This window comes from Pseudomonas fluorescens, from assembly GCF_040448305.1.
Lineage (GTDB): Bacteria > Pseudomonadota > Gammaproteobacteria > Pseudomonadales > Pseudomonadaceae > Aquipseudomonas > Aquipseudomonas fluorescens_BH.
The window spans coordinates 557742-582236 of the sequence record NZ_CP148752.1 but is presented as its reverse complement, the minus strand read 5'-3'; the positions used below and the strand labels follow the sequence as shown (position 1 = coordinate 582236).

Here is a 24495-nt window from a genome sequence, read left to right as displayed (position 1 = left end):
AGCAAGCTCGCTCCTACAGGAATCAGCGTCCGCATTTGAGAAACAATATCGTTTATCATTGTTACAAGTTTTTGCAATGTGACAGTGAGGAACCCTGCGAATGATGTTTCGAAATACCCTGCGCCGCGGCCTGATCACCACCCTCCTCGGCCTGGCACTCGCCACTCCCCTCACCCAAGCCGCCGACCCGGTTGCCCTGACCCTCTACAACGGCCAACACAAAGAAGTCGGCGACGCGGTCGCCAAAGCCTTCGAAGCCAAGACCGGCATCCACGTCAATGTGCGTAAAGGCAGCAGCAACCAGCTCGCCAGCCAGATCGTCGAAGAAGGCGATCGCTCTCCCGCCGACGTGATCTACACCGAAGAATCACCACCCCTGAACAAACTCGGCGAGCAAGGCCTGCTGGCCAAGACGGATGACGCCACGCTGGCCGTTCTGCCCAAGGAATACGTCGCCGGCAACGGCACCTGGATTGGCGTGACCGCCCGGGTGCGCGTCGTTGCGTTCAACCCCAAGCTGATCGATGAAAAAGACCTGCCGACCTCGGTGATGGAATTCTCCGATCCGAAATGGCAAGGCAAGGTCGGTTTCGTTCCTACCAGCGGCGCTTTCCAGGAACAAGCGGTGGCGATCATCAAGATCCACGGCATGGATGCAGCCGAAGAATGGCTGACCGGTCTGCGCGCATTCGGCAAGATCTACAGCAACAACATGGTTGCATTGAAAGCGGTGGAAAATGGCGAAGTCGCCACCGTACTGGTCAACAACTACTACTGGTTCGCCTTGCAACGGGAAAAGGGTCAGCTCGATTCCAAGCTGCATTACTTTACTGGCGGCGACGTCGGCGGACTCATCACGGTTTCCAGTGCTGCGGTGCTCAAATCCAGCAAACACCCCAAGGAAGCCCAGCAATTGCTCGCCTACATGGCCAGCGAGGAAGGCCAGCGAGTGATCACCCAGACCACCGCCGAATACCCGCTGCACAAAGGCATGGAATCTGATCGCGGGCTCAAGCCGTTCAGCGAACTGGAAGCACCAAAAGTCACGCCTGCCGACCTCGGCAACGCCGAAGAAGCGCTGGACCTGGAACGTGACGTTGGCCTGAATTGATGGGCGCCTCACTGTCCGCACATCACGCGTACGCACCACGGCGCAAGCGGCCGTCTATCTGGCTGGTACTACCCGTGTTGCTGCTGGTGGCGCTCAGCCTCCTGCCGCTGCTGTATGTCGGCCTGAAAGCCTGGCAGGCGGGCTGGGCAGAAGCACTGCATTTGCTATGGCGACCTTATGTGTTCGGCTTGCTACGCAACACACTCGCATTGATGATTGGCGTCACCGTGGTTTGCGGGGTAATCGGATTGTCGCTCGCCTGGTTGCTGGAGCGCAGCAATCTGCCGGGCCGTCGATTGTGGGGCGTAATCCTCTGCTTGCCGTTCGCCGTTCCGGCATTTGTCAGCAGCTTCACCTGGGTTTCCCTCAGCGCTCATTTCGAGGGACTTGGCGGGGCTATCCTGGTGATGAGCCTGTCCAAATACCCGCTGATTTTCCTACCCGTAGCGGCAACGCTGCGCAACCTTGACCCATCCCTCGAAGAGTCCGCGCGCACGCTGGGGCAGAATCGTTGGGGCGTATTTTTCAAGGTCACCCTGCCCCTGCTCTGGCCTTCGCTGCTGGCAGGTTCGCTGCTGATTGCGCTTCATATGCTGGTGGAGTTCGGCGCCTTGTCGATCATCGGCCTGCAAACCTTCACCACGGCGATCTATCAACAGTTCGAACTGGAGTTCAGCAATGCCAACGCGGCGATGCTCTCCGCCGTACTGCTGATGTTGTGCCTGGCGCTGCTGTGGCTGGAGCTGCGCGTGCGCGGCAAGGGTCGACACGTGCGCACCGGCCAGGGTGCGGCGCGACGCGCGGAACAGGTTCAACTGGGACATTGGGCTGTGGCAGGACAACTTTATTGCCTGCTGCTGGCAATCATTGGCAGCGGGATTCCGCTCGGCATGCTGGCCTACTGGCTGGCGGTGGGATCATCGGCAGCCTTTCCCGTGGCGGCAATCGGCGAAGCATTGATGTCATCCCTCGCACTGTCGCTGGGTGGCGCTGCACTGTGCCTGGTGCTGGCAGTGCCGGTCGGTCTGCTGGTCGTGCGCTACAAAGGCCAACTGGCGATCTGGGCCGAGCGCCTGCCGTATCTGCTGCATGCGCTGCCGGGGCTGGTCATTGCCCTGACCCTGGTGTATTTCGCCCTGCACTACGTGCCAATGCTTTACCAGACTTCGGCATTGCTGCTGATCGCCTACGCCCTGCTGTTTCTGCCGCTGGCCCAGGCGCCGATCCGCACCGCCTTGAACAAGGCGGCGCCGCAACTTGAGGAGGCAGCTCGCACGCTGGGAGCCTCGTCATTCAGTGCTTTCTGCCGAGTGACACTGCCGATTATTTTCCCGGCGCTGGGCGCAGCTTTTGCCCTGGTGTTCCTGGATGCGATGAAGGAACTGACGGCGACCTTGCTGCTGAGCCCTACCGGGCTGAACACCCTGGCGACGGAAGTCTGGGCGCATACGGCGAATGTGGAATTTGCGGCAGCGGCGCCTTATGCGGCGTTGTTGATACTGGTATCGGGGTTGCCGGTCTATTTGCTGACGACCCGGATGTATCTGAGTCGTTAAGACCGCCATCGCGAGCAAGCTCGCTCCCACATTTGATCTGAGGCGCCCACAATTTTTGTGTCCGCCAACCATCACTGTGGGAGCGAGCTTGCTCGCGATGAGGCCATCCCTGACAAAACACTAAGCCCTGAACTGCCCCAGGCTCGCCTTCAGCTGCGCCGCCAGACCATCGAGCACCTTGCCGCTCGCCGTGGTCTCCACGACAGCTTGCGCCGCTTTCTCGGCCTGGGCGTGAATGGTCTGGACCCGCCCTCGCACTGCCTGCGCGCCCTGCGCCTGATGCGCCGCCGCCTGGGTTGCCAGACCGATCGCCGCATGCACTTGCTCGACGGACGCCTGCACCGACTGCTGCAACCGCGCACTGTCGCGCAGCACCAGCAAACCCTCACTGGCCTGACGCCCGGCCTGACCAATCGCCGCCACCGCTTCACGCGCGCCTTGCTGCAACGCCACGATGTGCGCCTGAATATCGCCGGTGGAGCTCTGCGTCTTGCTCGCCAGCGCCCGCACCTCATCGGCAACCACCGCAAACCCGCGCCCGGTCTCGCCGGCACGCGCCGCTTCAATCGCCGCGTTCAACGCCAGCAGGTTGGTCTGCTCGGCGATGCCGTGAATCACCGTCAGTACCACCTCGATCTGCTCACTTTGCTGCGCCAGACGCTCGATGACTTGCGCCCCGGTGTTGACCTGACCCGCCAGCTCCTCGATCAGGCTGCCGACTTTCGCCGAGGTCCGGGTGTTTTCGTCAGTAGCCTGACGAATGTCCACCACCTGCTTCAGCGCCGCCTGCATGGCGTGGCTTTCCGACTGCGCCTCATCAGCCATTTGCGACAGCGCACGCAAACTCTCCGCCACCTCGTCGCGCTGCATGCCAGCCGCGGCATCCGCACCGGCGTTGCGTAAGGTCATGGCGCCGATCTCCACTCCGGTACGCTGGGCCACATCGCCCGCCTCGCGCACGATCGGCTGCAACTTATCCACAAAACGATTGACCGCCGAGGCCATGTCGCCGATTTCATCTTTACTATTGATCTGCACACGCTTGGTCAGATCGCCCTCGCCCGCCGCCAGGTCATCCATGGCAACGATCAGCATTTTCAGGCGATTGACCACCCGGCGACCGAGCACCACCGCCAACAACAGCAGGACACCGAAACCCACCACCGCCAGACACACGCCAATGCGCCAGCGCAATGTCGCAGCAGCTTCCTGCACGGTGCTGGTGGTATTGGCCTTCATTTCAGCCGCGGTGGACTGCGCCGACTGCAGGCGCGAGCGCATGGCCGTGGCGCTGTCGGCGGCCGCGCCCTTGAGGCTGTCGCCCACCAGTTGATCGCTGCTGGCGATCAACGCCGAGAAACGCTTGTCGAGGGCCGCCAGATCAGTCTCCACCGAAGCCGTCGAGACCCCCATCAGGACCCTGCCGATTTCTACGCCGTTAGGATTGATCGGGGCCTCGATGTAGAACACCGAAGGATCGTTTTTCGCCGCATCCAGCACCTTGTCCAGCGCACGCTCGCCCTGGCCCTTTTCCAGCAGCGCCTTGTTGATCGGGTTTTCCCGGTTGAGGTAGCGCGTCAGGTGCTGGCCGGTGGCGTCGTCATAGACCACGAACAGCACGTTGGGATTGCGCTGGGCCCGGCGGGCGAACTCGGAAAGTGTCGGAACGTCGTTGTCCCACATGGCGCGGGGCGCGACGGAAGCCAGAAGCTGCGCCATGTCGCTGGCGGAGTCCTTCAGGTCCTTCTCCAGGGTCGAACGCAATTGCGCCTGCTCCTGCTCAAGACGCGAGGACAAACCGGCCGTGAGGCGCTGACGCGTACTGGTGGAGAGGCTGTCGAGGCTCGACGTGACTTCGCGCCCAGCCTGTTCAAGCTCAGCGGATAGCTTTTGACTGTCAGCACCCAGGCGCTGGCCCAAGTCGGCTTCCAGTGCGGTCACCGTGCTCCGGGTCAGAGCGACAGCTACCAGCACCTGCACCAAAAGGGCGATACCAAGGGTAACGAACACGGGCCGCAACAAACGGCTCTGTAACAATGAGAGAACGGCCGACACTTGATATCCCTCTGCAAAAGCGCCATTAAATTGATGGCACGCCAAAAGTGACGTTTTAGGCAAAGCCAAAAGCAAAGGTCATGCCGTCCAACAGGCATAAACGACAAAGGCCCCAATTAAGGGGCCTTTGTGTTTTACATCAACGACTTATCAAGCAAACGGATGGCGCAGAACGATGGTTTCGTTGCGGTCCGGACCCGTCGAAATAATGTCGATCGGCGCGCCGATCAGCTCTTCGACGCGTTTGATGTAAGCACGGGCGTTAGCTGGCAGCTCTTCCAGGGTTTTGGCACCCACGGTCGACTCGGTCCAGCCCGGCACTTCTTCGTACACCGGCTGCAGGCCCACATAGCTGTCAGCATCAGTCGGGGCAACGGCCTTGCCTTCTGCATCTTTGTAGCCGACGCAGATGTTGATGGTTTCCAGACCGTCGAGCACGTCCAGCTTGGTCAGGCAGATGCCCGAGATGCTGTTCACATCGATAGCGCGACGCAGGATAACAGCGTCGAACCAGCCACAACGACGAGCACGGCCGGTCGTCGCGCCGAACTCGTGACCTTGTTTAGCCAGGTGCGCACCGACTTCGTCGAACAGCTCAGTCGGGAATGGACCCGAACCCACACGCGTGGTGTAAGCCTTGGTGATGCCCAGGATGTAGTCCAGGAACATAGGACCAACACCCGAACCGGTAGCAACGCCACCAGCGGTGGTGTTGGAGCTGGTCACGTACGGGTAGGTACCGTGGTCGATGTCCAGCAGGGAGCCTTGGGCACCTTCGAACATGATGTCTTTGCCAGCGCGACGCAGGTCGTGCAGCTCGGCAGTCACGTCCAGCATCAGCGGCTTGAGCAGCTCAGCGTATTCTTTGCATTCGGCCAGGGTCTTGTCGAATTCGATGGCTGGCTCTTTGTAGTAACCCACCAACATGAAGTTGTGGTAATCCACCAGTTCACGCAGCTTGTCTTCAAAGCGCGGCATGTTGAGCAGGTCGCCCACACGCAGGCCACGACGTGCAACCTTGTCTTCGTAGGCCGGGCCGATGCCGCGACCGGTGGTGCCGATCTTCAGCTCGCCACGGGCCTTTTCACGGGCCTGGTCCAGCGCAACGTGGAAGGACAGGATCAGCGGGCAGGACGGGCTGATACGCAGGCGCTCGCGCACCGGTACGCCTTTTTCTTCCAGCTTGGTGATCTCGCGCAGCAGGGCGTCAGGTGCAACCACCACGCCGTTGCCGATCAGGCACTGCACGCCTTCGCGCAGCACGCCCGACGGGATCAGGTGCAAGACAGTCTTCTCACCGTCGATCACCAGGGTGTGGCCAGCGTTGTGGCCACCTTGGTAACGCACTACGGCGGCAGCATGTTCGGTCAGCAGATCAACGATCTTGCCTTTGCCCTCATCACCCCATTGGGTGCCCAGGACTACGACATTCTTACCCATAACACTTGTCCTCATTCGCGCAAACTTGGTGCCGGCGGCAGCCGGCGGGAAAACTCAAGAAGCCAGTGGCGATACTTGCCAAAGCCCGTTCTGCTGAATCAATTGCCGGTCGCAGTCCGCTTCACGGGCGGCGGCCAAAGGCTGTCCAGGCAAGGCCTGAACGACACGCTGACCCTCACTGCGCAACTGGCAAACCTGCTGCCAGAGTGCCGCATCCGTACTGTCAGGCATCCAGATACCGCCAGACGGTAGCTCGATCTCAGCACGCCCCAGGGTCACCAGGGTTTTCAAATCGGTGGAAAAGCCGGTCGCCGGACGGGCGCGACCGAAGTCGGCGCCGATGTCGTCGTAACGACCGCCCTGGGCAATGGACTGGCCAACACCCGGTACGAACACGGCGAACACCACACCGGTGTGGTAGTGGTAACCGCGCAACTCGCCCAGGTCGAAATACAGCGGCAGCTCAGGGAAACGCACGGACAGCCGCTCGGCAATCGCCAGCAAGTCGTCCAGCGCTGCCAGAACAGGGGCCGGCGCCTTGGCCAGACGCTCGCGGGCCGCGGCCAGCACTTCTCGACCGCCACACAGGTCGACCAACGCACGCAGCATGCCCGACAGATCGGCAGGCAAGCCTTCGGTCAAGGTAATGACCTCGTCGATGGCCTTACGTTGCAAGGCATCGAACAACTGCTGCTCGACTTCACCGGACAAACCGGCGGCGCGGGCCAGGCCACGGTAGATACCGACATGACCGAGGTCCATGTGCACATCCGGCACATCGGCCAGTTGCAGCATGACCAGCATCAGGCTGATGACTTCGACGTCGCTGCTCGGACTGCCGTCGCCGTACAACTCGGCACCCAGTTGAATCGGGCTGCGCGAGGACGACAAGGCGCGAGGCTGAGCGTGCAGGACACTACCGGCATAACACAGGCGGCTTGGGCCTTCACGACGCAGAGTGTGCGCATCGATGCGCGCCACTTGCGGCGTGATGTCGGCACGGAAGCCCATCTGACGGCCCGATTGCGGGTCGATGACCTTGAAGGTGCGCAGATCCAGGTCCTGGCCCGCGCCGGTCAGCAGGGATTCCAGGTACTCGATATGGGGAGTCACGACAAACTCGTAACCCCAGCTCTGGAACAGATCCAACACCTGACGACGCGCGACTTCAATACGCGCAGCTTCCGGTGGCAGTACTTCTTCGATGCCATCTGGCAGAAGCCAGCGGTCTACCGTTGCCATTACGCCTTCCCCTATCTCCGGGCGACCAGCCTGTCGGCGAGCCTTGAGTGAAGCAGAAAATGATCGGCTTGCGCACAAACCACGCGCATGAGCGACGGAGCGAAAAGCCCTTCTACCGGCTTCGCCAACCACTTTCCTCGAAAAACTGTCGAGCCAATCGGCCCGGCATCTGCTTTAAAACAGCAATCAAACATGCAGACGCAAAAAAGCCGGGAATTTCCCGGCTGCCGCATCATACACACGTTTTCCCAAAGGATCACCCCGCCAGAGGTTTTAGCCGCCCGGCGGGGGATAAATCAGGTCAACGCCGTATCAAGGCTTGGCTTTTTCCAGGTAGTGGAAGAAGTCGCTGCTTGGGTCGAGGACCAAGACGTCGGATTTGTTCGCGAAGCTTTCACGGTAGGCGCGCAGGCTACGGTAGAACGCGTAGAACTCCTGGTCCTGACCGTAGGCCTTGGAGTAGATCGCAGCAGCCTGGGCATCACCGTCACCGCGAACCTCTTCGGATTCACGATAGGCTTCAGCCAACAGCACGCGGCGTTGACGATCGGCGTCGGCACGGATGCCTTCGGCCAGCTCGTTACCCTTGGCGCGGTGCTCGCGAGCTTCACGCTCACGCTCGGTGCTCATACGTTCGAACACGCTGCGGTTCACTTCTTTCGGCAGGTCGATGGTCTTGACCCGAACATCGACCACTTCGATGCCCAGCTCTTTCTCGGCCATCTTGTTCAGCGAAGCCGTGATATCCGCCATCAGCGCATCACGCTCACCCGACACCACTTCGTGCAGGGTGCGCTTACCAAACTGGTCACGCAGGCCCGATTCCAGACGACGGGACAGACGCTCGTCGGCGATCTGCTTGAGGCCGGAAGTCGCGGTGTAGTAACGCTCTGCGTCCTTCACGCGCCACTTGGCGTAGGCATCGACCATCACGGCTTTCTTTTCCAGCGTCAGGAAGCGTTGTGTCGGTGCATCCAGCGTCATCAGGCGTGCGTCGAATTTACGCACCTGGTTAACGTAAGGCACTTTCACATGCAGGCCTGGCTGAACATCGGTCTGGACCACGCGGCCGAACTGCAGCAACACCGCACGCTCGGTCTGAGCCACGATGTAGAAGCAGTTCCAGGCAGCGATCGCCACGACGACGCCAACAATAAGGGCGATCAGCGATTTATTGCTCATCAGCGACTCTCCCTGGTACGTGCTTGCTGTTGCTGCAGATCTGCTGCCGCACGCGCATTCGCTTCATTGCTGGTGGCTGCCGCGCCGGTCACCGGAGTGCTGGTGCTGCGACCACTTTCGACCATCTTGTCCAGCGGCAGGTACAGCAGGTTGTTCTGGCCGTTCTTGTTGCCGGTCACGAGAACCTTGCTGGTGTTGGTGAAGACTTCCTGCATGGTGTCCAGGTACAGACGCTGGCGGGTGACTTCAGGAGCCTTGCGGTACTCGGCGACCAGTTTGGTGAAGCGATCGGCCTCACCCTTGGCGCGCGAAACGGTCTCGTCACGGTAACCATTGGCATCCTCAAGGATGCGCTGGGCCTGACCACGGGCTTCCGGCACGACGCCGTTGGCATAGGTTTCGGCCTGGTTGCGCGAACGCTGCTCGTCTTCCCGGGCACGGATCACGTCATCGAAGGCTTCCTGCACTTCACGCGGTGCCGCTGCGCTCTGTACGTTGACCTGGGTGACGGTGATACCGGTGCGATAGGTGTCCATGAAGCGTTGCAGACGCTCCTTGATCTCGCTGGCCATCAACTCACGACCTTCGGTCAGTACCTGGTCCATCGCGGTGGAGCCCACCACATGGCGCAAGGCGCTGTCGGTCGCGTGCTGCAGGCTGATTTCCGGCTGATCGACGCTCAGCACGAAATCCTGCAGGTTGCTGATCTTGTACTGCACGGTCAGCGGCACTTCGACGATGTTCTCGTCTTCAGTCAGCATCTGGCCCTGCTTGGTGTAGGCACGCTCGCGCGTGACGTTCTCCATGTACTTCTTGTCGATCGGCGGGAAGTAGATGTTCAGGCCCGGACCCACGGTTTCGTAGTACTTGCCGAAGCGCAGCACTACAGCTTGCTCCTGCTCGTCGACGACATAAACAGCGCTGTACAGCCAAACGGCGGCCAGCACGACCAGACCGATGCCGAGCAGGCCGCCAAAGCCGCCACTCTTGCCCGGACCACCGCCGTCGTCGCCACCACGTTTCTTACCGCCACCGAATAAACCGTTCAGGCTTTCCTGCAGCTTTCGGAAGGCCTCGTCGAGATCCGGTGGTCCCTTGCGGTCGCCGTTGTTACGACGCTTGCCACCCCAAGGATCCTGATTATTCGAGTTGCCACCCGGCTCATTCCAAGCCATAGCGCTCTCCATCTGATAAAGCAAAGACGCACCCACGGCGCGCCGACCAATGCTACAGAATGCCTGTCACCGCGGCACAACCGCTTTCTCAGGCTTTTATTGCAAAGTGTGTTGCTCGATGAATTCCATCGGTTGCAAACCTTCGCGGCTCACCAGCCGATTCAATTCGGCTCGTGGCAAACGAACGGCCAGTAAACTGATGCCTTCATCGTCGTGTTCTTCTTTCTGTACCGCACCGAGTTCGAAAAACTGCGCACGCAGTCGAGCAAATCGGTTCGGCAAGCGCAAGGTGCCAACAAACAACTCATCGCCAAGCAACTCGGCCACGGCCTGTTTGAGCAGGTCCAGACCCGTACCATCTTTCGCCGAAAGCCAGACCCGCTGCGGTTTGCCATCGGCATCGCGCTGGATCTGCGGTTCCACGCCCTCGAGCAAATCGAGTTTGTTATAGACCTCCAGGATCGGCAAGTCTTGAGCGCCGATCTCTCCGAGCACCACCATGACCTGTTCAATCTGGGCCATGCGCTCGGGTTCATGGGAGTCGATCACGTGCAGCAACAGGTCAGAGTTGCTCGACTCTTCGAGCGTAGCCCGAAATGCCTCGACCAGCTTGTGCGGCAAGTGGCGAATGAAGCCCACAGTGTCCGCCAGCACGATCGGCCCCAGGTCATCGAGCTCGAGTCGGCGCAAGGTCGGGTCGAGGGTGGCGAACAACTGGTCAGCCGCGAACACGTCGGAATCGGTTACCGAGTTGAACAGCGTCGATTTGCCGGCGTTGGTATAACCCACCAGTGAAACCGTCGGAATGTCAGCCCGTTTGCGGCCGCGGCGCGATTGCTCACGCTGGCTGCGGACCTTTTCCAGGCGTCCCTTGATCTGCCGCAGGCGAACCCGCAACAGACGCCGGTCGGTTTCCAGCTGGGTTTCACCCGGACCGCGCAGGCCGATACCGCCTTTCTGCCGTTCAAGGTGAGTCCAGCCGCGAACCAGCCGCGTACTCATGTGCTCAAGCTGGGCCAGTTCGACCTGGAGCTTGCCTTCATGGGTGCGGGCGCGTTGAGCGAAGATATCGAGAATCAAACCCGTGCGGTCGATCACGCGACACTCGAAAATACGTTCGAGGTTACGTTCCTGACTGGGCGTGAGGATGTGATTGAAAATCACCAGATCGACCTGTTCGGCCTGGACCAGGTCGCGCAATTCTTCGACCTTGCCGCTGCTGATCAGGGTTTTGGCGGTTGGCCGATGACGCGGCACGTTAAAAAACGCGACGGTCTCGGCGCCAGCCGAAATAGCCAACTCCTGAAACTCCTGCGGATCTTCGCGCGCCTCAGGGTCCTGTCCATCCAAGTGAACGAGAATGGCTCGCTCACCACCACCGTGGCGCTCAAAGAACAAAGGAGACTCCTATCAGGCGTTACCTGGCTCAGCGTCACCTGCTTCGGATTCGGTTGCGCTAGGCAGACGAATTGGACGAACCGGCACCACTGTAGAGATCGCGTGTTTGTAAACCATCTGGCTGACGGTGTTTTTCAGCAGGATAACGAACTGGTCGAAAGACTCGATCGTGCCTTGCAGTTTGATACCGTTGACCAGGTAGATGGACACCCCAACTTTCTCTTTACGTAAAGTATTCAAGTAAGGGTCTTGTAGCGAATGCCCTTTTGACATGTGCCGCACTCCTTTAAGGATTCAATATAAAAAATAGGTAATCAGATGGCTTTGGCCGCCACACCCCCAAGGATAGACGGCAATTGCAAGGACTCAGCTCAATATGGAGATGGTCCCAAGGTATTTCAAGGCGCGCGGCAGATTGTCGCAATCCAGACTGTCCAGCCAATGCAGATCAGTCCAACTGCGCAGCCAGGTGAACTGGCGTTTCGCCAATTGGCGCGTGGCAATGATTCCACGCTCCTGCATCTCGGCTGACGTCAGCTTGCCATCCAGGTAGTCCCAGACTTGGCGGTAGCCTACTGCACGTATAGACGGCAACCCGGTATGCAGGTCACCTCTATTACGCAGGGCTACGACCTCGTCAATGAATCCCTGTTCCAACATTAAAGTGAATCTTTGTTTAATTCGCTCGTGCAGTACCTGGCGATTTGCCGGAGCAATGGCCAAGTTCGCGACAGTATAGGGCAATTGTTGCAGTCCCGAAGCGGCTGCTTCAGTACTTTGCACAGATTGTTGCAAACGCAGGGCGGTCATGCTTTGACCGCTGACACGATAAACTTCCAGTGCTCGACTCAATCGCTGAGGATCGTTCGGATGTATTCGCGCTGCGGACTCCGGATCGATCACCGCCAATTGTTCGTGCAAGGCTTGCCAGCCAAGGCGCGCAGCCTCTTCTTCGATTTGCGCGCGGACCTCGGGATCGGCGGCCGGCATATCCGCCAGACCTTCGACCAAAGCCTTGTAATAGAGCATGGTGCCGCCCACCAGCAGCGGAATTTTTCCGCGCGCGGTGATATCGGCCATGGCTTCCAGGGCATCACGGCGGAAATCCGCGGCCGAATAGCTCTCGGCCGGGTCGAGAATATCGATCAGACGATGCGGGTATTGCGCCAGCAGCTCTTTGGAAGGCTTGGCGGTGCCGATGTCCATGCCACGGTAGACCAGCGCCGAATCGACGCTGATCAACTCGCAAGGCAGGACCTTGGTGAGTTCGATGGCCAGGTCGGTCTTGCCGGCGGCGGTCGGGCCCATCAGGAAAATCGCAGGTGGGAACTGGCTCATCAACGACCGCGCAAGAACAGTTTGTCCAGATCGTCCAGGCCCAGTTGGGTCCAGGTCGGTCGGCCATGGTTGCATTGACCGCTGCGCTCGGTGTTTTCCATGTCACGCAGCAGACCGTTCATTTCCGGCAAGGCCAAACGCCGATTCGCACGAACCGCGCCGTGGCAGGCCATGGTCCCGAGCAACTCGTTCAGGTGCGCCTGAATGCGGTCGCTGGTGCCGAACTCCATCAGATCAGCCAGGACGTCGGCGACCAGACGGTTGGCTTCGGCCTGCTTGAGCAGCGCCGGAATCTGCCGGATCGCCAGGGTTTCCGGGCCCAGGCGCTGCAATTCAAAGCCCAGGCGCTGGAACCAGGCGACATGTTCCTCGGCGCAATCGGCTTCACGCTGACTGACGGCCAGGGACTCCGGCACCAGCAACGGCTGGCCGCTCAGGCCCTCGCTGGCCATCGCCACCTTCAAACGCTCATACATGATCCGCTCGTGGGCGGCATGCATATCCACCAGAACCAGGCCCTGAGCGTTTTCCGAAAGAATGTAGATGCCCTTGAGTTGTGCCAGCGCATAACCCAGCGGCGGGATGTCGTCCTGCCCGGCCGGGAGCGCGACGGCATTGGCCTCGGGCAGCGGCGCAAAAAACTCGCGATAGGCGGCCTGCGCTTCGGCGACAGGTGCACCGGACTGCGGACGCGGCGTGTATTGATACTGATAACCCGCGCCAGCTCCCGAGCCCGCCGGCGTATTGAACGACGGCTGAGCCTGAGGCTGTTCCAGCAGTGCATTGGCGGCCAGGCGCATTTCGCCCTGGGGCCCGAACTCACCGGCTTCAAGGCCGGTAGGCCGGACGATGGCCGTCGCAACCGGCGCCGCCAGTTGATCGTCGGGGCGCACATCGCCCAAGGCGCGGTGCAAGGTGCCGTAGAGGAAATCGTGAACCATGCGCCCCTCACGGAAGCGCACTTCGTGCTTGGTCGGGTGCACGTTGACGTCCACACCGGTAGGATCGACTTCGAAAAACAGCACGAAAGTCGGGTGCCGACCGTTGAACAGCACGTCGCGATAGGCCTGGCGCACCGCGTGGGCCACCAGTTTGTCGCGCACGGCGCGGCCATTGACGAAGAAATACTGCAAATCGGCCTGGCTGCGGTTGAAGGTCGGCAGACCGACCCAGCCCCATAGATGCAGGCCGTTGCGCTCGATCTCGATCGGCAGCGCTTGCTCGAGGAAACCCGGTCCACAGATCGCCGCCACGCGCCGGGCACGGGCCGCATCATCATGGGCCTCGTGCAGACTGAGGATGGTCTTGCCATTGTGGCGCAGATGGAACGCCACATCGAAGCGCGCCAAAGCCAGGCGTCTGATCACTTCTTGCAGGTGATCGAATTCGGTTTTTTCGGTCTTGAGAAACTTGCGTCGCGCCGGCGTGTTGAAAAACAGGTCGCGCACTTCAACTGAAGTGCCCACCGGGTGGGCCGCTGGCTGCACACGGGGCGCCATGTCCCGCCCCTCAGTCTCGACCTGCCAGGCCTGATCGGCGTCGCGGGTACGGGAGGTCAGGGTCAGGCGCGCGACGGAGCTGATCGATGCCAAGGCCTCGCCGCGAAACCCCAGGCTCATGACCTGCTCGAGGTCTTCCAGGTTGCGGATCTTGCTGGTGGCGTGACGGGCCAGGGCCAAAGGCAGGTCATCAGCGGAAATGCCGCTGCCATCGTCGCGTACCCTCAGCAGCTTGACGCCGCCCTGCTCCACATCGACGTCGATGCGTTTGGCGCCGGAGTCGAGGCTGTTTTCCAGCAGCTCCTTGATCACCGAAGCCGGACGTTCGACCACCTCACCCGCCGCAATCTGGTTCGCCAGTCGCGGGCTGAGCAACTCGATTCGAGCACTACTGTTCACGACCTGATTCATTCTTTGGCCGCCAGTTCAGTGCCCGGAATCGTCAGGTGCTGACCGATCTTGAGCTCATCGCTCGACAGGCTGTTGGCGCTACGCAGGGTCGCGGGCGATACCTGATAGCGCACGGCGATCATCGCCAGGGTCTCGCCCGGGTTGACGCGGTGATCACGTGGCCCCTGCACAATCTTGCCGGAGTCGCGCAGCCAGGCAATATAAGTGCCCGGTGGCGGGTTCTGCTGGAAGAACTGGCGCACGCCGCTGCTGATCGAACGCGCCAGCGCCTGCTGGTGGCTCGACGCGGCAAGCTTCGAGGCTTCGTTGGCGTTGGAGATAAACCCGGTTTCCACCAGGATCGATGGAATATCCGGTGACTTCAGCACCATGAACCCGGCCTGCTCGACCCGTTGCTTGTGCAGCGGTGTCACCCGGCCGATGTTGCTCAGCACCTTCTGGCCAACGTTCAGGCTGGATGTCAGGGATGCCGTCATCGACAGGTCAAGCAGTACGCCGGCGAGCATGCGGTCCTTGTCATCGAGGCTGACGTTGCCGGCACCACCGATCAGGTCGGAACGGTTTTCGCTGTCGGCCAGCCAGCGGGCGGTCTCGGAAGTCGCGCCGCGATCGGACAGGGCAAATACCGATGCACCGAAAGCAGCAGCCGAAGGCGCGGCGTCGGCGTGGATCGAGACGAACAGGTCGGCGCCTTTCTTGCGGGCGATTTCGGTACGGCCGCGCAGTGGAATGAAATAGTCGCCAGTGCGGGTCAGTTCGGCGCGGAAGCCTTTCATGCCGTTGACCTGACGTTGGGTTTCGCGGGCAATCTGCAGCACCACGTCTTTCTCGCGCTGGCCTCGGGAGCCGGAAGCCCCCGGGTCTTCGCCACCGTGACCGGCGTCGATCACCACAATGATGTCGCGTTTGCCGGCCGGGGCTGGCGGCAATTTGATTGCAGGTTCCGTCGGCGTGACCGGTACGGCAGGCACCGTGGCGACCGACGGTGTCGGCGCTGGCGGAGGCGCGGCGTCTGCGGCGTTATCGAACAGATCGACCACCAACCGGTTGCCGTACTGGGCGTTCGGTGCCAGGGAGAAGCTTTTCGGCGTCACGGCCTTTTTCAGGTCGATGACCACCCGCAGGTCGGTCGGCGTGCGCTGAGCCGAGCGCATGGCGGTAATCGGGGTGTTCGAGGTGTTGACGTTGAGCGGCGCACCGAGGGTCGCGCCATTGATGTCGATGACCAGGCGATCCGGTGCCGTCAGGGTAAAGACGCTGTGTTGCACCGGGCCGGTCAGGTCAAACACCAGTCGCGTGTTGTCCGGTGCCCGCCACAGACGAACACTGTTGACCTTCGAATCGGCCACAGCGTCGACGGTCACCGCCAAAAACAACACCCCTACGGCAGCCACCAACGCGCGAAAGCGCATACCTAACCCCATCATCTATTTGGATTCCAATGCCAAAGCGGCACACCAGGCCTCGCCACGCGAGCCCTGGGATAAAATTTTCAGCGAACGCCCGCTGTCTTGCGGGCTAATGGTAATGGTCAGGTCAGGCTTTGGCAAAAAGCCTGCACCTTTATCGGGCCATTCGATCAGACACAGGGCATCGTCTTCGAAGTAGTCGCGGATACCGAGGAACTCTAGCTCTTCCGGATCGACCAGACGGTACAAATCGAAATGGAAGGCGCGAATGTCGCCTATCTCGTAGGGCTCAACCAGGGTGAAGGTCGGGCTTTTGACTGCCCCGACATGCCCAAAGCCGCGGATGATGCCTCGGGACAACGTGGTTTTGCCCATCCCCAGGTTGCCCTCAAGGAAGATCAGGCCATGGCCTTGGGTGATTCGGGCAATGCGTGCGCCAAAGTCGCTCATGGCCTGTTCATCGGCCAGGTACAGGGTTACTTCAGACACGGTGCTTGCTCCTCCAACAACTGACGAATGGCTGGGATCAGATCACTGGCCGCCAGCCCACGGCCCAATTTTCCTTGTTGCTCGCCGGCATTGGCGTGCAGCCAGACCGCCAGGCAGGCCGCGTCGAATGGCTCCATGCCCTGGGCCAGCAATGCGCCGACCAGTCCGGCCAGTACATCGCCCAAACCAGCGGTGGCCATGGCCGGGTGCCCCTGATGACACAGCGCCAGGCGCCCATCAGGATGGGCGATCAGGCTGCCGGCACCTTTCAGGACGACGACAGCTGTATATTTTTTACTCAAGGCATGGGCTGCTGCGGGACGGTCAGACTGAACGTCGGCAGTGCTCACCCCAAGCAAACGTGCTGCTTCGCCCGGATGCGGAGTGATCACGCAATTGCCGGGCAAACTCACACGCTCCTCGGCCAACATGTTCAGCGCATCGGCGTCCCAGACTTGCGGCAGCGGCGCGTTGGCGGCGGCGGACAACAAGCTGCGCCCCCAGCCAGCCTGCCCCAGCCCCGGACCGACAACCAACACGGAAACTTTTTGCAGCATAACCATCAGCTGATTGGCCGACGAAGTGCCCAGCACCATCGCCTCGGGGATCCGCGCCAGCGCGGCGGACACATGTTCGCTGCGAGTCGCCACCGACACCATGCCTGCCCCGCTGCGCAGCGCACTTTGCGCGCTCAGCAGGATCGCGCCGCCCAACCCACGGTCGCCACCGATCAGCAACACATGGCCGAATTTACCTTTGTGGGAAGCCTGTGCCCGCGCCGTTGGACGCGGCAGATTAGCAGCGGTCAGGCGACGGGCGGTGAAAGCAGCGCCGTCTATCAGCTGTGGGTCAGCGTGCAAGTCGTTGAACAGCAGTTCACCGACCACATTGGCCGCCTCGCCGGTGAACAACCCCACCTTCAAGCCAATGAACGTGACCGTCAGGTCGGCATGCACGGCACGACCAAGGATGCGCCCCGTATCAGCGCACAACCCTGACGGAATATCCACCGCAGCAACCCGCAGTCTGCTGGCATTGATCGCGGCGATGGCGCTGGCATAAGGCTCACGCACATCGCCGCTCAGACCGGTGCCAAGCAAAGCATCCAGCACAATGCCGCGCAATCCGGATTGTGCGGTCCAGGGCTCGATGAGCACGTTTTCAGACACCGCCTCGGCATGGGCTAACGCCGCATCGCCCTGCAAGCGCTGCGGATCCCCCACTGCCAGCACCCGCACCGACCAACCGGCACGCTGGGCCAATACGGCTACCAGATACCCGTCCCCGGCATTGTTGCCATGACCGGCCAGCACGCTCAGTTCGTTCGCTGTCGGCCATTGCCGCACCAGCGCCCGCCACGTCGCCCGCGCCGCGCGCTGCATCAATTCGAAGCCCGCTGTGCCGGCGGCGATCAGGCTCGCGTCGAGTGCTCGCACCTGGGCGGTGCTGTACAGCACGTCGGGTAATTCATCTTTAGTGTGCGGCATGCGTCTTCGGGCTCCGATGTCTGGCAGAATTATACGCACCTCAGCTCCGGTTTCTCTCGCCTCATGCCCGCTATTACCACAGACCTGCCTGCCCTCGCCCAATCCATCAAGGACTGGGGCCGCGAGCTGGGCTTCCAGCAAGTCGGCATCAGCGGCCTCGACCTGGCCGAGCATGAGCAGCACCTGGAACGCTGGCTCGAAGCCGGCTACCACGGCGAAATGGACTACATGGGCGCCCACGGCAGCAAGCGCTCGCACCCCGAAGAGCTGGTGCCGGGCACTTTGCGCGTGGTGTCCCTACGCATGGATTACCTGTCCGGCGACACGCAGATGGCAAAAATGCTCGCCCAACCGGAAAAAGCCTACGTCTCGCGTTATGCCCTGGGTCGCGATTACCACAAGCTGATCCGCAAACGCGTGCAACAACTGGCGGAAAAAATTCAGGCCGAGATCGGACCGTTCGGCTTCCGCGCTTTTGTCGACAGTGCCCCGGTGCTGGAAAAAGCCATCGCCGAACAGGCGGGTCTTGGATGGATCGGCAAAAATACCCTGGTCTTGAATCGCAAGGCAGGCAGTTATTTCTTCCTCGCCGAACTGTTCGTCGATTTGCCGCTGCCGGTCGACCCGCCCCACGCTACCGAACACTGCGGACGGTGCAGCGCCTGTCTCGACATCTGCCCGACCAACGCCTTCGTCGGCCCCTATGTGCTGGATGCCCGACGCTGCATTTCCTACCTGACCATCGAACTCAAAGGCGCCATCCCTGAAGACCTGCGGCCACTGATCGGCAATCGCGTGTTTGGTTGCGATGACTGCCAGATCGTCTGCCCGTGGAACCGCTTCGCCCGCCCGTCCGGTGAAAGCGACTTCAAGCCGCGGCACAATCTGGACAATGCCGGGCTGGCAGAACTGTTCATGTGGGATGAAGAGAAATTCCTCAGCAGCACCGAAGGCTCGCCGCTGCGCCGGACCGGTTACGAAAACTGGTTGCGCAACCTGGCGGTGGGGTTGGGCAATGCACCTTCAACGATTCCGGTGCTGGAAGCGCTGAAGGCGCGACGGCAGCATCCTTCGGAACTGGTGCGTGAGCATGTCGAATGGGCGCTGCGGCAACACGCCGAGCGTCAGGCTTCGTCGTTGTAGACGAACTTGGGCATTTCCCAATGAAAACGGATCGCCAGCAAGCGCAGCAGAAAACCGCCGAACAAGGTGATCAGAATCGATTGTTCACCGGGTAATTGCAGGTAGATGCAGAGCATGTAGCACCACGCTGCCGCAAACGAGACGCTGGCATAGAGCTCACGCCGGAATATCAGCGGAATATCGTTGCAGAAGATGTCCCGCAGGATACCGCCGAAGACACCGGTGATCACGCCACTGACCGATGCCACCAACATGCCATGGCCCATTTCCAGGGCGGTGATGCAGCCGATCAGGGTAAATGCCACCAGCCCCATGGCATCGAGCACCAGGAACAGTGAGCGCAGATGCCGCATCCAGCGCGCCGTGAACACCGTAATCATTGCGGCGACAGACGTCAGCACCAGGTATTCCGGGTGTTTGACCCAGGTCAGCGGGTAATGCCCAAGCAATACGTCGCGCACCGAACCGCCACCCAGCGCCGTGACACAAGCGATCAACACCACACCGAACCAGTCCATGCCACGACGACCGGCAGACAGGGCGCCGGTCATGGCTTCGGTGGTGATGGCGATCAGGTAGAGCATCAGCAGCATGGGGCGATCCTTGCAGAAAAGGCGCGCAGTCTACTCAGTTCATCCAGGCACCAAAAGAGGGCATCAGAGAATCGACCCAACCATCTATGGTGACTGAACTGACGCCATCGTCGGAACGCCGCCCGGAGCAAGCTCGCTCCCACAGGGGCGGCGCTGTACCTGTGGGAGCGAGCTTGCTCGCGATGGGGCCGGAACGGACGAGCGTGAATTAGAACTTGATGAAATGCTTGCGGTAGTGCTGCAACTCAGCGATCGATTCACGGATATCGTCGAGCGCCAGGTGGGTGCTGCCCTTCTTGAAGCTGTCACGCACATCCGGTGCCCAGCGCGCGGCCAGCTCTTTGAGCGTGGACACGTCGAGGTTGCGGTAGTGGAAATAGCTTTCCAAAGATTTCATGTGGGTATAAAGGAAGCGACGGTCCTGGCAGATGCTGTTGCCGCAGATCGGCGACTTGCCCTTCGGCACCCACTTTTCCAGGAAGGCGATGGTTTCGGCTTCGGCTTCGGCCATGCTGATGCGGCTGTCGCGAACCCGCTGGGTCAGCCCGGAACCGCCGTGCTGACGGGTGTTCCACTCGTCCATCCCGGCGAGGATTTCGTCGCTGTGGTGAATGGCGATCACCGGGCCTTCGGCCAAGGTGTTCAAGTCACTGTCGGTGACGATGGTGGCCATTTCGATGATGACGTCGGTGTCCGGGTTCAGACCGGTCATTTCCAGGTCGATCCAGATCAGGTTCTGTGGGTTTTGCATGTTCGGCTCCTAGGCAATGCTGCGCAGTTTAGCCTAGGCCGGTAGCCGGGCGTGCTAAACTCGCGGCCGTTTTACCTAATCGCTACATTCTTGATACGGAACACCCATGGCCAAACGCCAACTCAATCGTCGTCAAAACTGGCGCATCGAAAAGATTCAGGGCGAACGCGCTGCCCGCGCCGCCAAACGCGAGTCCTCGGCCGTCGAGGCGCTTGAGGGCGGCGATCTGGGCCCGGAACAGCACGGCCTGGTGATCGCGCACTTCGGCGTGCAGGTCGAAGTCGAGGCCCGTGACGGCGAACTGGCCGGCCAGGTGTTCCGTTGCCACCTGCGCGCCAACCTGCCGGCGCTGGTGACCGGCGATCAGGTGGTCTGGCGTGCCGGCAACCAGGGTATCGGCGTGATCGTGGCGCAACTGCCGCGCAATACAGAGCTGTGCCGCCCGGACAGCCGTGGTCAGCTCAAGCCTGTTGCGGCCAACGTCGACATGATCGTCATCGTGTTTGCACCGCTGCCCGAGCCTCACGCCAACCTGATCGACCGCTATCTGGTGGCGGCCGAGCATGCGGGCATCAAGCCGCTGTTGCTGCTGAACAAGTTCGACCTGATCGACGAAAACAACGCGCCTGCGCTGAATGCCTTGCTCGCCGTATACCGCACCCTCGGCTACCCGGTGCTGGAAGTGTCGGCGCACCACGGCAACGGTATGGAGCAGTTGCAGAAGCAACTCGACGGACGCATCAGCGTGTTCGTCGGCCAGTCCGGTGTCGGCAAGTCGTCGCTGGTCAACAGCCTGCTGCCGGAAGTCGAAACCCGTGTCGGCCCGCTGTCCGAGCTGTCCGGCCAGGGCACCCACACCACCACCACCGCGCGGTTGTTCCACTTCCCCGGCGGCGGTGAGTTGATCGACTCCCCGGGTATCCGCGAATTCGGCCTGGGCCACGTCAGCCGTGCCGATGTCGAAGCCGGTTTCATCGAGTTCAACGACCTGCTCGGCACCTGCCGCTTCCGTGACTGCAAGCATGATCGCGAACCCGGCTGCGCCCTGCTCAAGGCCCTTGAAGACGGCCGCGTGCAGCAGCAGCGGATGAACAGCTACCGCTCGATCATCGCCAGCCTGCCGGAAAACGGCTACTAAACAGACATGCCGACCGGCCTGCCTTCAGCGGGCGGCCGGCGGCTGGATCTTCCCCTGCTTAAACATCAGACCTTTCTGTAAGACACCCGCACCGGCGCTTGTAGGGCATTTCTCTTTAAGTCACATCCCCTTGTAGCCGCCAGTCAATAGCCTAGTTTCAGACCCTCTTCGCACTCCAGCGACACCGAGGGACACCCATGCAAACCTACCACCTGTTCATCAGCCACTCGTGGAACTACCCCGACGCCCACGACAATCTCGTGCGCCTGCTCAACGCCAAGCCCGGTTTCACCTACAAGAACTTTTCGGTGCCACCGGACAACCCGATTGTCGGCGCGAAAACCGACAAACAACTTGAGGAGGCCATTGAAAACAAGATCCGCCCGTGTTCGGCGGTATTGATCATGGCCGGGATGTACTCCACCTACAGCAAGTGGATCAACAAGGAAATCGAGATCGCCCAGCGCATGGGCAAGGTGATCATTGCGATCAAGCCGTTCGGTGCCGAGCGCATTTCCACGGTGGTACGTGACGCGGCACATGCCGAATGTGCGTGGAACACCAACAGCATCATCGATGCGATTCGCCAGCACACGGCGGTGTAACCATGCGCAAGGGACTGTTTATCGGCATCAACGACTACACCCATGTATCGCGCCTGAGCGGTTGCAGCAATGACGCCATGGCCATGGCCTCTGTGCTGAAGACCGACGCCAATGGCGATCCGAACTTCAAGAACATCGTACTGACCTCCGCCGAGGACTACCTGGGCCGGGAAAAACTCGAAGACCAGATCCGCGAGCTGTTTGCCGGGGACTGCAATGTCGCGCTGCTGTATTTCGCCGGCCACGGCAGCTTCGACACCGACACCGACGAAGGCATGTTGATCCCGCAGGATTACAAGAGCGCCAAGGACGGGATTCGCCTCAGCGACATTCTCAACTGGGCGAGCAAGGCCACCAGGATCAAGAACAAAGTGATCATTCTTGATTGTTGCCAGAGCGGCTCGGCCGGCGAACTGCGCGCCTTGCGCAGTGAAGGCAGCGTGGTCGGCGAAGGCATGACCATCCTGACCGCCTGCAAAAAGGAAGAGCCGGCGATGGAGGGCGTGCAGCACGGCGTGTTCACCGGATTGTTGCTCCAGGCCCTGCACGGTGGAGCCGCGAACATCCTGGGCAAGATCACCCCCGGCAGCCTGTATTCGTTTGTCGACAATGCCCTCGACGCCTGGGAACAGCGTCCGGTGTTCAAGACCAACGTCTCGCAGTTCATTTCCCTGCGCGAAGTGTCGCCGCTGATCCCCAAGGAAATCCTGCGCAAACTCCCCGAATGGTTTGCCGAAGCGGAGTCGGTGTACCCCCTCGCCCCCAGCTTTGAGCCCACCGAACCCGAGTTCAACCCGGAACACGGCGAAGTCTTCGCCCAACTGCAAAAGTGCAACCGCCACAGCCTGGTCGAACCGGTGGACGCCGAACACATGTACTACGCCGCCATCCACTCCACCGGCTGCCGCCTCACCGCCCTCGGCGCCTATTACCGCGAACTCGCGATCAAGGGACATTTCTGATGCCAGTGTTTATCAGCTACCGCCACATGGATCGCGCCCACGCGGTCAAAATCAACGGGCGCCTGATCCAGGCCAATATCAAGACCTACCTCGACGTACTGGATATCGAATCCCAGACCACCGATGACATCACCGGGGTGATCACCCGCAACATCAGCGAATGCACACACCTGCTGGCGGTGGTGTCAGAGAAAACCGCGCTGTCCTGGTGGGTGCCGTTCGAAATCGGCGAGGCGACCATCACCAACCGACGCATATGCTCGTTCAAGACCGGCCCGACCGAACTGCCGCTGTACCTCGATAAATGGCCGAAGCTGACCAGCGACCGGGACATCGAGTTCTTTATTGATGCCTATCGAAACGAATCGACACTCAAGCGCTCGATGTCGCTGGAATCGGTGACGGGTAGCGAGTCGGTGCGCAGCGTCAACAAGTCCAATGCGGATCGTTTTCACGCCGATCTCAAGTCCCGAGTCATCCGCGGCTTTTAACGTAGAAAACGCCGACAAAAAAGCCGACATCGCTGTCGGCTTTTTTGTGGGTCATGCAGACCAATCAATCGACACCCGAGGGAATCGATTCACTATTGCCAACTCAGTTAGTCTGGTAAGACTCAAACTCAACCATCGGTTGAATCATCTGCAGGAAGTTTGGTCGCCTGTTTCGCAAGATTTTTCTCTTCGGATTTCACGCGACGTTCAAGCTTTCTTATGTCCTCTTCAGCTGGAAGCTCCTCGGGTTTGATGCCGCGCTGTTCCAACATATCTCGGACGCTCAAATTATTCTGGACATGCTCCTTGGCAATCGCCGGCTCGCCTTGCAAGTCCACCTGTAGCACGTTGTGATTAGTTATCTCATTAGCCAGATTTTTGGCAGCAATAGTCAGCGTCGGTAAAAAATCAGCCAATGGACGGCTCTTAACGATGCCATACGTGTCCTTCATCGCCTGCGTGGTCTTGCCGCCGAACAATGCTGCATCTCCTCGGGAGCGTATACGGGCAAATCCTTCATCATCTACACCACGCTCGTAGATATTCTGCGATAGCTCTTTCTCCGACTCACGCAACCGATCTCGAGCATCGAAGCGGGCTTGTAAGCGCATTCGGTCCTCGATCAACTCTTGCTTGCGCGTTTGGAGCGCGAAGTAACTCTGAGCAAATGCGATCTGTTGTTTACGCGGGTCTCCATTTTGGGCAATCAAGTAACAGGCATAACGAGTGAGCATGAAATCTTCGACAGGACGCTGACCACCTTTGCCCACCTCGATCATTTTCGTGACGTCACGAAAATGATCGGAAACCTCCACACCTGTAGCTTCACAAGAGGCTATGGCACGCCTGATGGCGGTCAAAAAATTATCCCAGCGTGCGTAACCCAAGGGGGCTTGCAACTCGCGAGCGAACCAGAATTCGATGCTTTCATCAGGCACACGATGTACCAGCGCGTCGAAACGCTGTTGCAGCAGTGGTAGTGATTGATTGTCCATGGCAAATCCCGGGGCAGTCAGAGGG

General features: G+C 60.5%; 22 protein-coding genes. 7 read left to right on the top strand and 15 right to left on the bottom strand.

Annotated elements, in window-relative coordinates; genetic code table 11:
• Positions 1–100: 100 nt before the first annotated feature.
• Positions 101–1111 (top strand): extracellular solute-binding protein, encoded by a 1011-nt coding sequence (locus tag WHX55_RS02565; RefSeq protein ID WP_150754816.1) that lies wholly within the window; start codon positions 101–103, stop codon positions 1109–1111.
• The gene (locus WHX55_RS02560; RefSeq protein ID WP_150754815.1) at positions 1111–2667 is read left to right on the top strand and encodes an iron ABC transporter permease; all 1557 of its coding nucleotides are present in this window, start codon (positions 1111–1113) and stop codon (positions 2665–2667) included. The genes WHX55_RS02565 and WHX55_RS02560 overlap by 1 nt, the downstream gene beginning before the upstream one ends.
• A gap of 120 nt (positions 2668–2787) precedes the next feature.
• Here the strand turns inward: WHX55_RS02560 and WHX55_RS02555 are convergent, their stop codons facing one another.
• The 12 genes from WHX55_RS02555 to WHX55_RS02500 form a co-directional block, all read right to left on the bottom strand.
• Positions 2788–4722 carry a methyl-accepting chemotaxis protein gene (locus WHX55_RS02555; RefSeq protein ID WP_150754814.1) on the bottom strand — a complete coding sequence of 645 codons (1935 nt, stop codon included), beginning with the start codon at positions 4720–4722 and terminating at the stop codon, positions 2788–2790.
• 150 nt (positions 4723–4872) lie between these two features.
• Positions 4873–6162: an adenylosuccinate synthase gene (locus WHX55_RS02550; RefSeq protein WP_046039830.1), complete on the bottom strand. Its 1290-nt coding sequence runs from the start codon at positions 6160–6162 to the stop codon at positions 4873–4875.
• Between the two features lie 54 nt (positions 6163–6216).
• Positions 6217–7404 carry an ATP phosphoribosyltransferase regulatory subunit gene (locus WHX55_RS02545; protein ID WP_353741982.1) on the bottom strand — a complete coding sequence of 396 codons (1188 nt, stop codon included), beginning with the start codon at positions 7402–7404 and terminating at the stop codon, positions 6217–6219.
• Between the two features lie 312 nt (positions 7405–7716).
• Positions 7717–8586: a protease modulator HflC gene (gene hflC, locus WHX55_RS02540; protein ID WP_056725458.1), complete on the bottom strand. Its 870-nt coding sequence runs from the start codon at positions 8584–8586 to the stop codon at positions 7717–7719.
• On the bottom strand, positions 8586–9761 hold the full coding sequence (gene hflK / locus WHX55_RS02535; protein WP_150727880.1) for an FtsH protease activity modulator HflK: 1176 nt from the start codon (positions 9759–9761) through the stop codon (positions 8586–8588). Before hflK ends, hflC begins: the two co-directional genes overlap by 1 nt.
• Before the next feature lie 96 nt (positions 9762–9857).
• On the bottom strand, positions 9858–11159 hold the full coding sequence (gene hflX, locus WHX55_RS02530) for a ribosome rescue GTPase HflX (RefSeq protein ID WP_057712241.1): 1302 nt from the start codon (positions 11157–11159) through the stop codon (positions 9858–9860).
• A gap of 12 nt (positions 11160–11171) precedes the next feature.
• Entirely contained in the window at positions 11172–11432 is a 261-nt protein-coding gene (gene hfq / locus WHX55_RS02525; RefSeq protein WP_007902656.1) for an RNA chaperone Hfq, read from the bottom strand.
• A 93-nt stretch (positions 11433–11525) separates the two neighbouring features.
• Positions 11526–12497 (bottom strand): tRNA (adenosine(37)-N6)-dimethylallyltransferase MiaA, encoded by a 972-nt coding sequence (gene miaA / locus WHX55_RS02520; RefSeq protein ID WP_095943165.1) that lies wholly within the window; start codon positions 12495–12497, stop codon positions 11526–11528.
• Positions 12497–14395 (bottom strand): DNA mismatch repair endonuclease MutL, encoded by a 1899-nt coding sequence (gene mutL, locus WHX55_RS02515; protein ID WP_353741981.1) that lies wholly within the window; start codon positions 14393–14395, stop codon positions 12497–12499. Before mutL ends, miaA begins: the two co-directional genes overlap by 1 nt.
• An 8-nt stretch (positions 14396–14403) precedes the next feature.
• Positions 14404–15831: an N-acetylmuramoyl-L-alanine amidase gene (locus tag WHX55_RS02510; RefSeq protein WP_224789022.1), complete on the bottom strand. Its 1428-nt coding sequence runs from the start codon at positions 15829–15831 to the stop codon at positions 14404–14406.
• 3 nt (positions 15832–15834) lie between these two features.
• A complete protein-coding gene (tsaE, locus tag WHX55_RS02505) occupies positions 15835–16305 on the bottom strand; it encodes a tRNA (adenosine(37)-N6)-threonylcarbamoyltransferase complex ATPase subunit type 1 TsaE (RefSeq protein ID WP_150727883.1) in 471 nt (156 codons plus the stop codon).
• The gene (locus WHX55_RS02500) at positions 16293–17792 is read right to left on the bottom strand and encodes an NAD(P)H-hydrate dehydratase (protein ID WP_353741980.1); all 1500 of its coding nucleotides are present in this window, start codon (positions 17790–17792) and stop codon (positions 16293–16295) included. The genes tsaE and WHX55_RS02500 overlap by 13 nt, the downstream gene beginning before the upstream one ends.
• 63 nt (positions 17793–17855) lie before the next feature.
• Between WHX55_RS02500 and queG the strand changes: the two genes are divergently transcribed.
• Positions 17856–18935 carry a tRNA epoxyqueuosine(34) reductase QueG gene (gene queG / locus WHX55_RS02495; protein WP_150727885.1) on the top strand — a complete coding sequence of 360 codons (1080 nt, stop codon included), beginning with the start codon at positions 17856–17858 and terminating at the stop codon, positions 18933–18935.
• Here the strand turns inward: queG and WHX55_RS02490 are convergent.
• Together WHX55_RS02490 and orn are read right to left on the bottom strand one after the other, a co-directional pair.
• Positions 18917–19528, bottom strand: coding sequence for a trimeric intracellular cation channel family protein (locus tag WHX55_RS02490; protein WP_150754811.1), 612 nt, complete (start codon positions 19526–19528; stop codon positions 18917–18919). The two genes, queG and WHX55_RS02490, sit on opposite strands and share 19 nt — an antisense overlap.
• A gap of 208 nt (positions 19529–19736) precedes the next feature.
• The gene (gene orn / locus WHX55_RS02485) at positions 19737–20279 is read right to left on the bottom strand and encodes an oligoribonuclease (RefSeq protein WP_007995036.1); all 543 of its coding nucleotides are present in this window, start codon (positions 20277–20279) and stop codon (positions 19737–19739) included.
• 106 nt (positions 20280–20385) lie between these two features.
• Between orn and rsgA the strand changes: the two genes are divergently transcribed.
• The 4 genes from rsgA (at position 20386) to WHX55_RS02465 (ending at position 23475) form a co-directional block, all read left to right on the top strand.
• The gene (rsgA, locus tag WHX55_RS02480) at positions 20386–21417 is read left to right on the top strand and encodes a small ribosomal subunit biogenesis GTPase RsgA (protein WP_150727887.1); all 1032 of its coding nucleotides are present in this window, start codon (positions 20386–20388) and stop codon (positions 21415–21417) included.
• A 197-nt stretch (positions 21418–21614) separates the two neighbouring features.
• Entirely contained in the window at positions 21615–22022 is a 408-nt protein-coding gene (locus tag WHX55_RS02475; RefSeq protein ID WP_150727888.1) for a TIR domain-containing protein, read from the top strand.
• Between the two features lie 2 nt (positions 22023–22024).
• A complete protein-coding gene (locus tag WHX55_RS02470; protein ID WP_353741979.1) occupies positions 22025–22984 on the top strand; it encodes a caspase family protein in 960 nt (319 codons plus the stop codon).
• Positions 22984–23475: a toll/interleukin-1 receptor domain-containing protein gene (locus WHX55_RS02465; protein WP_353741978.1), complete on the top strand. Its 492-nt coding sequence runs from the start codon at positions 22984–22986 to the stop codon at positions 23473–23475. The genes WHX55_RS02470 and WHX55_RS02465 overlap by 1 nt, the downstream gene beginning before the upstream one ends.
• Before the next feature lie 128 nt (positions 23476–23603).
• On the opposite strand, the gene dinD is transcribed toward WHX55_RS02465, so the two are convergent.
• Positions 23604–24470 carry a DNA damage-inducible protein D gene (dinD, locus tag WHX55_RS02460; RefSeq protein WP_150727891.1) on the bottom strand — a complete coding sequence of 289 codons (867 nt, stop codon included), beginning with the start codon at positions 24468–24470 and terminating at the stop codon, positions 23604–23606.
• Positions 24471–24495 lie beyond the last annotated feature (25 nt).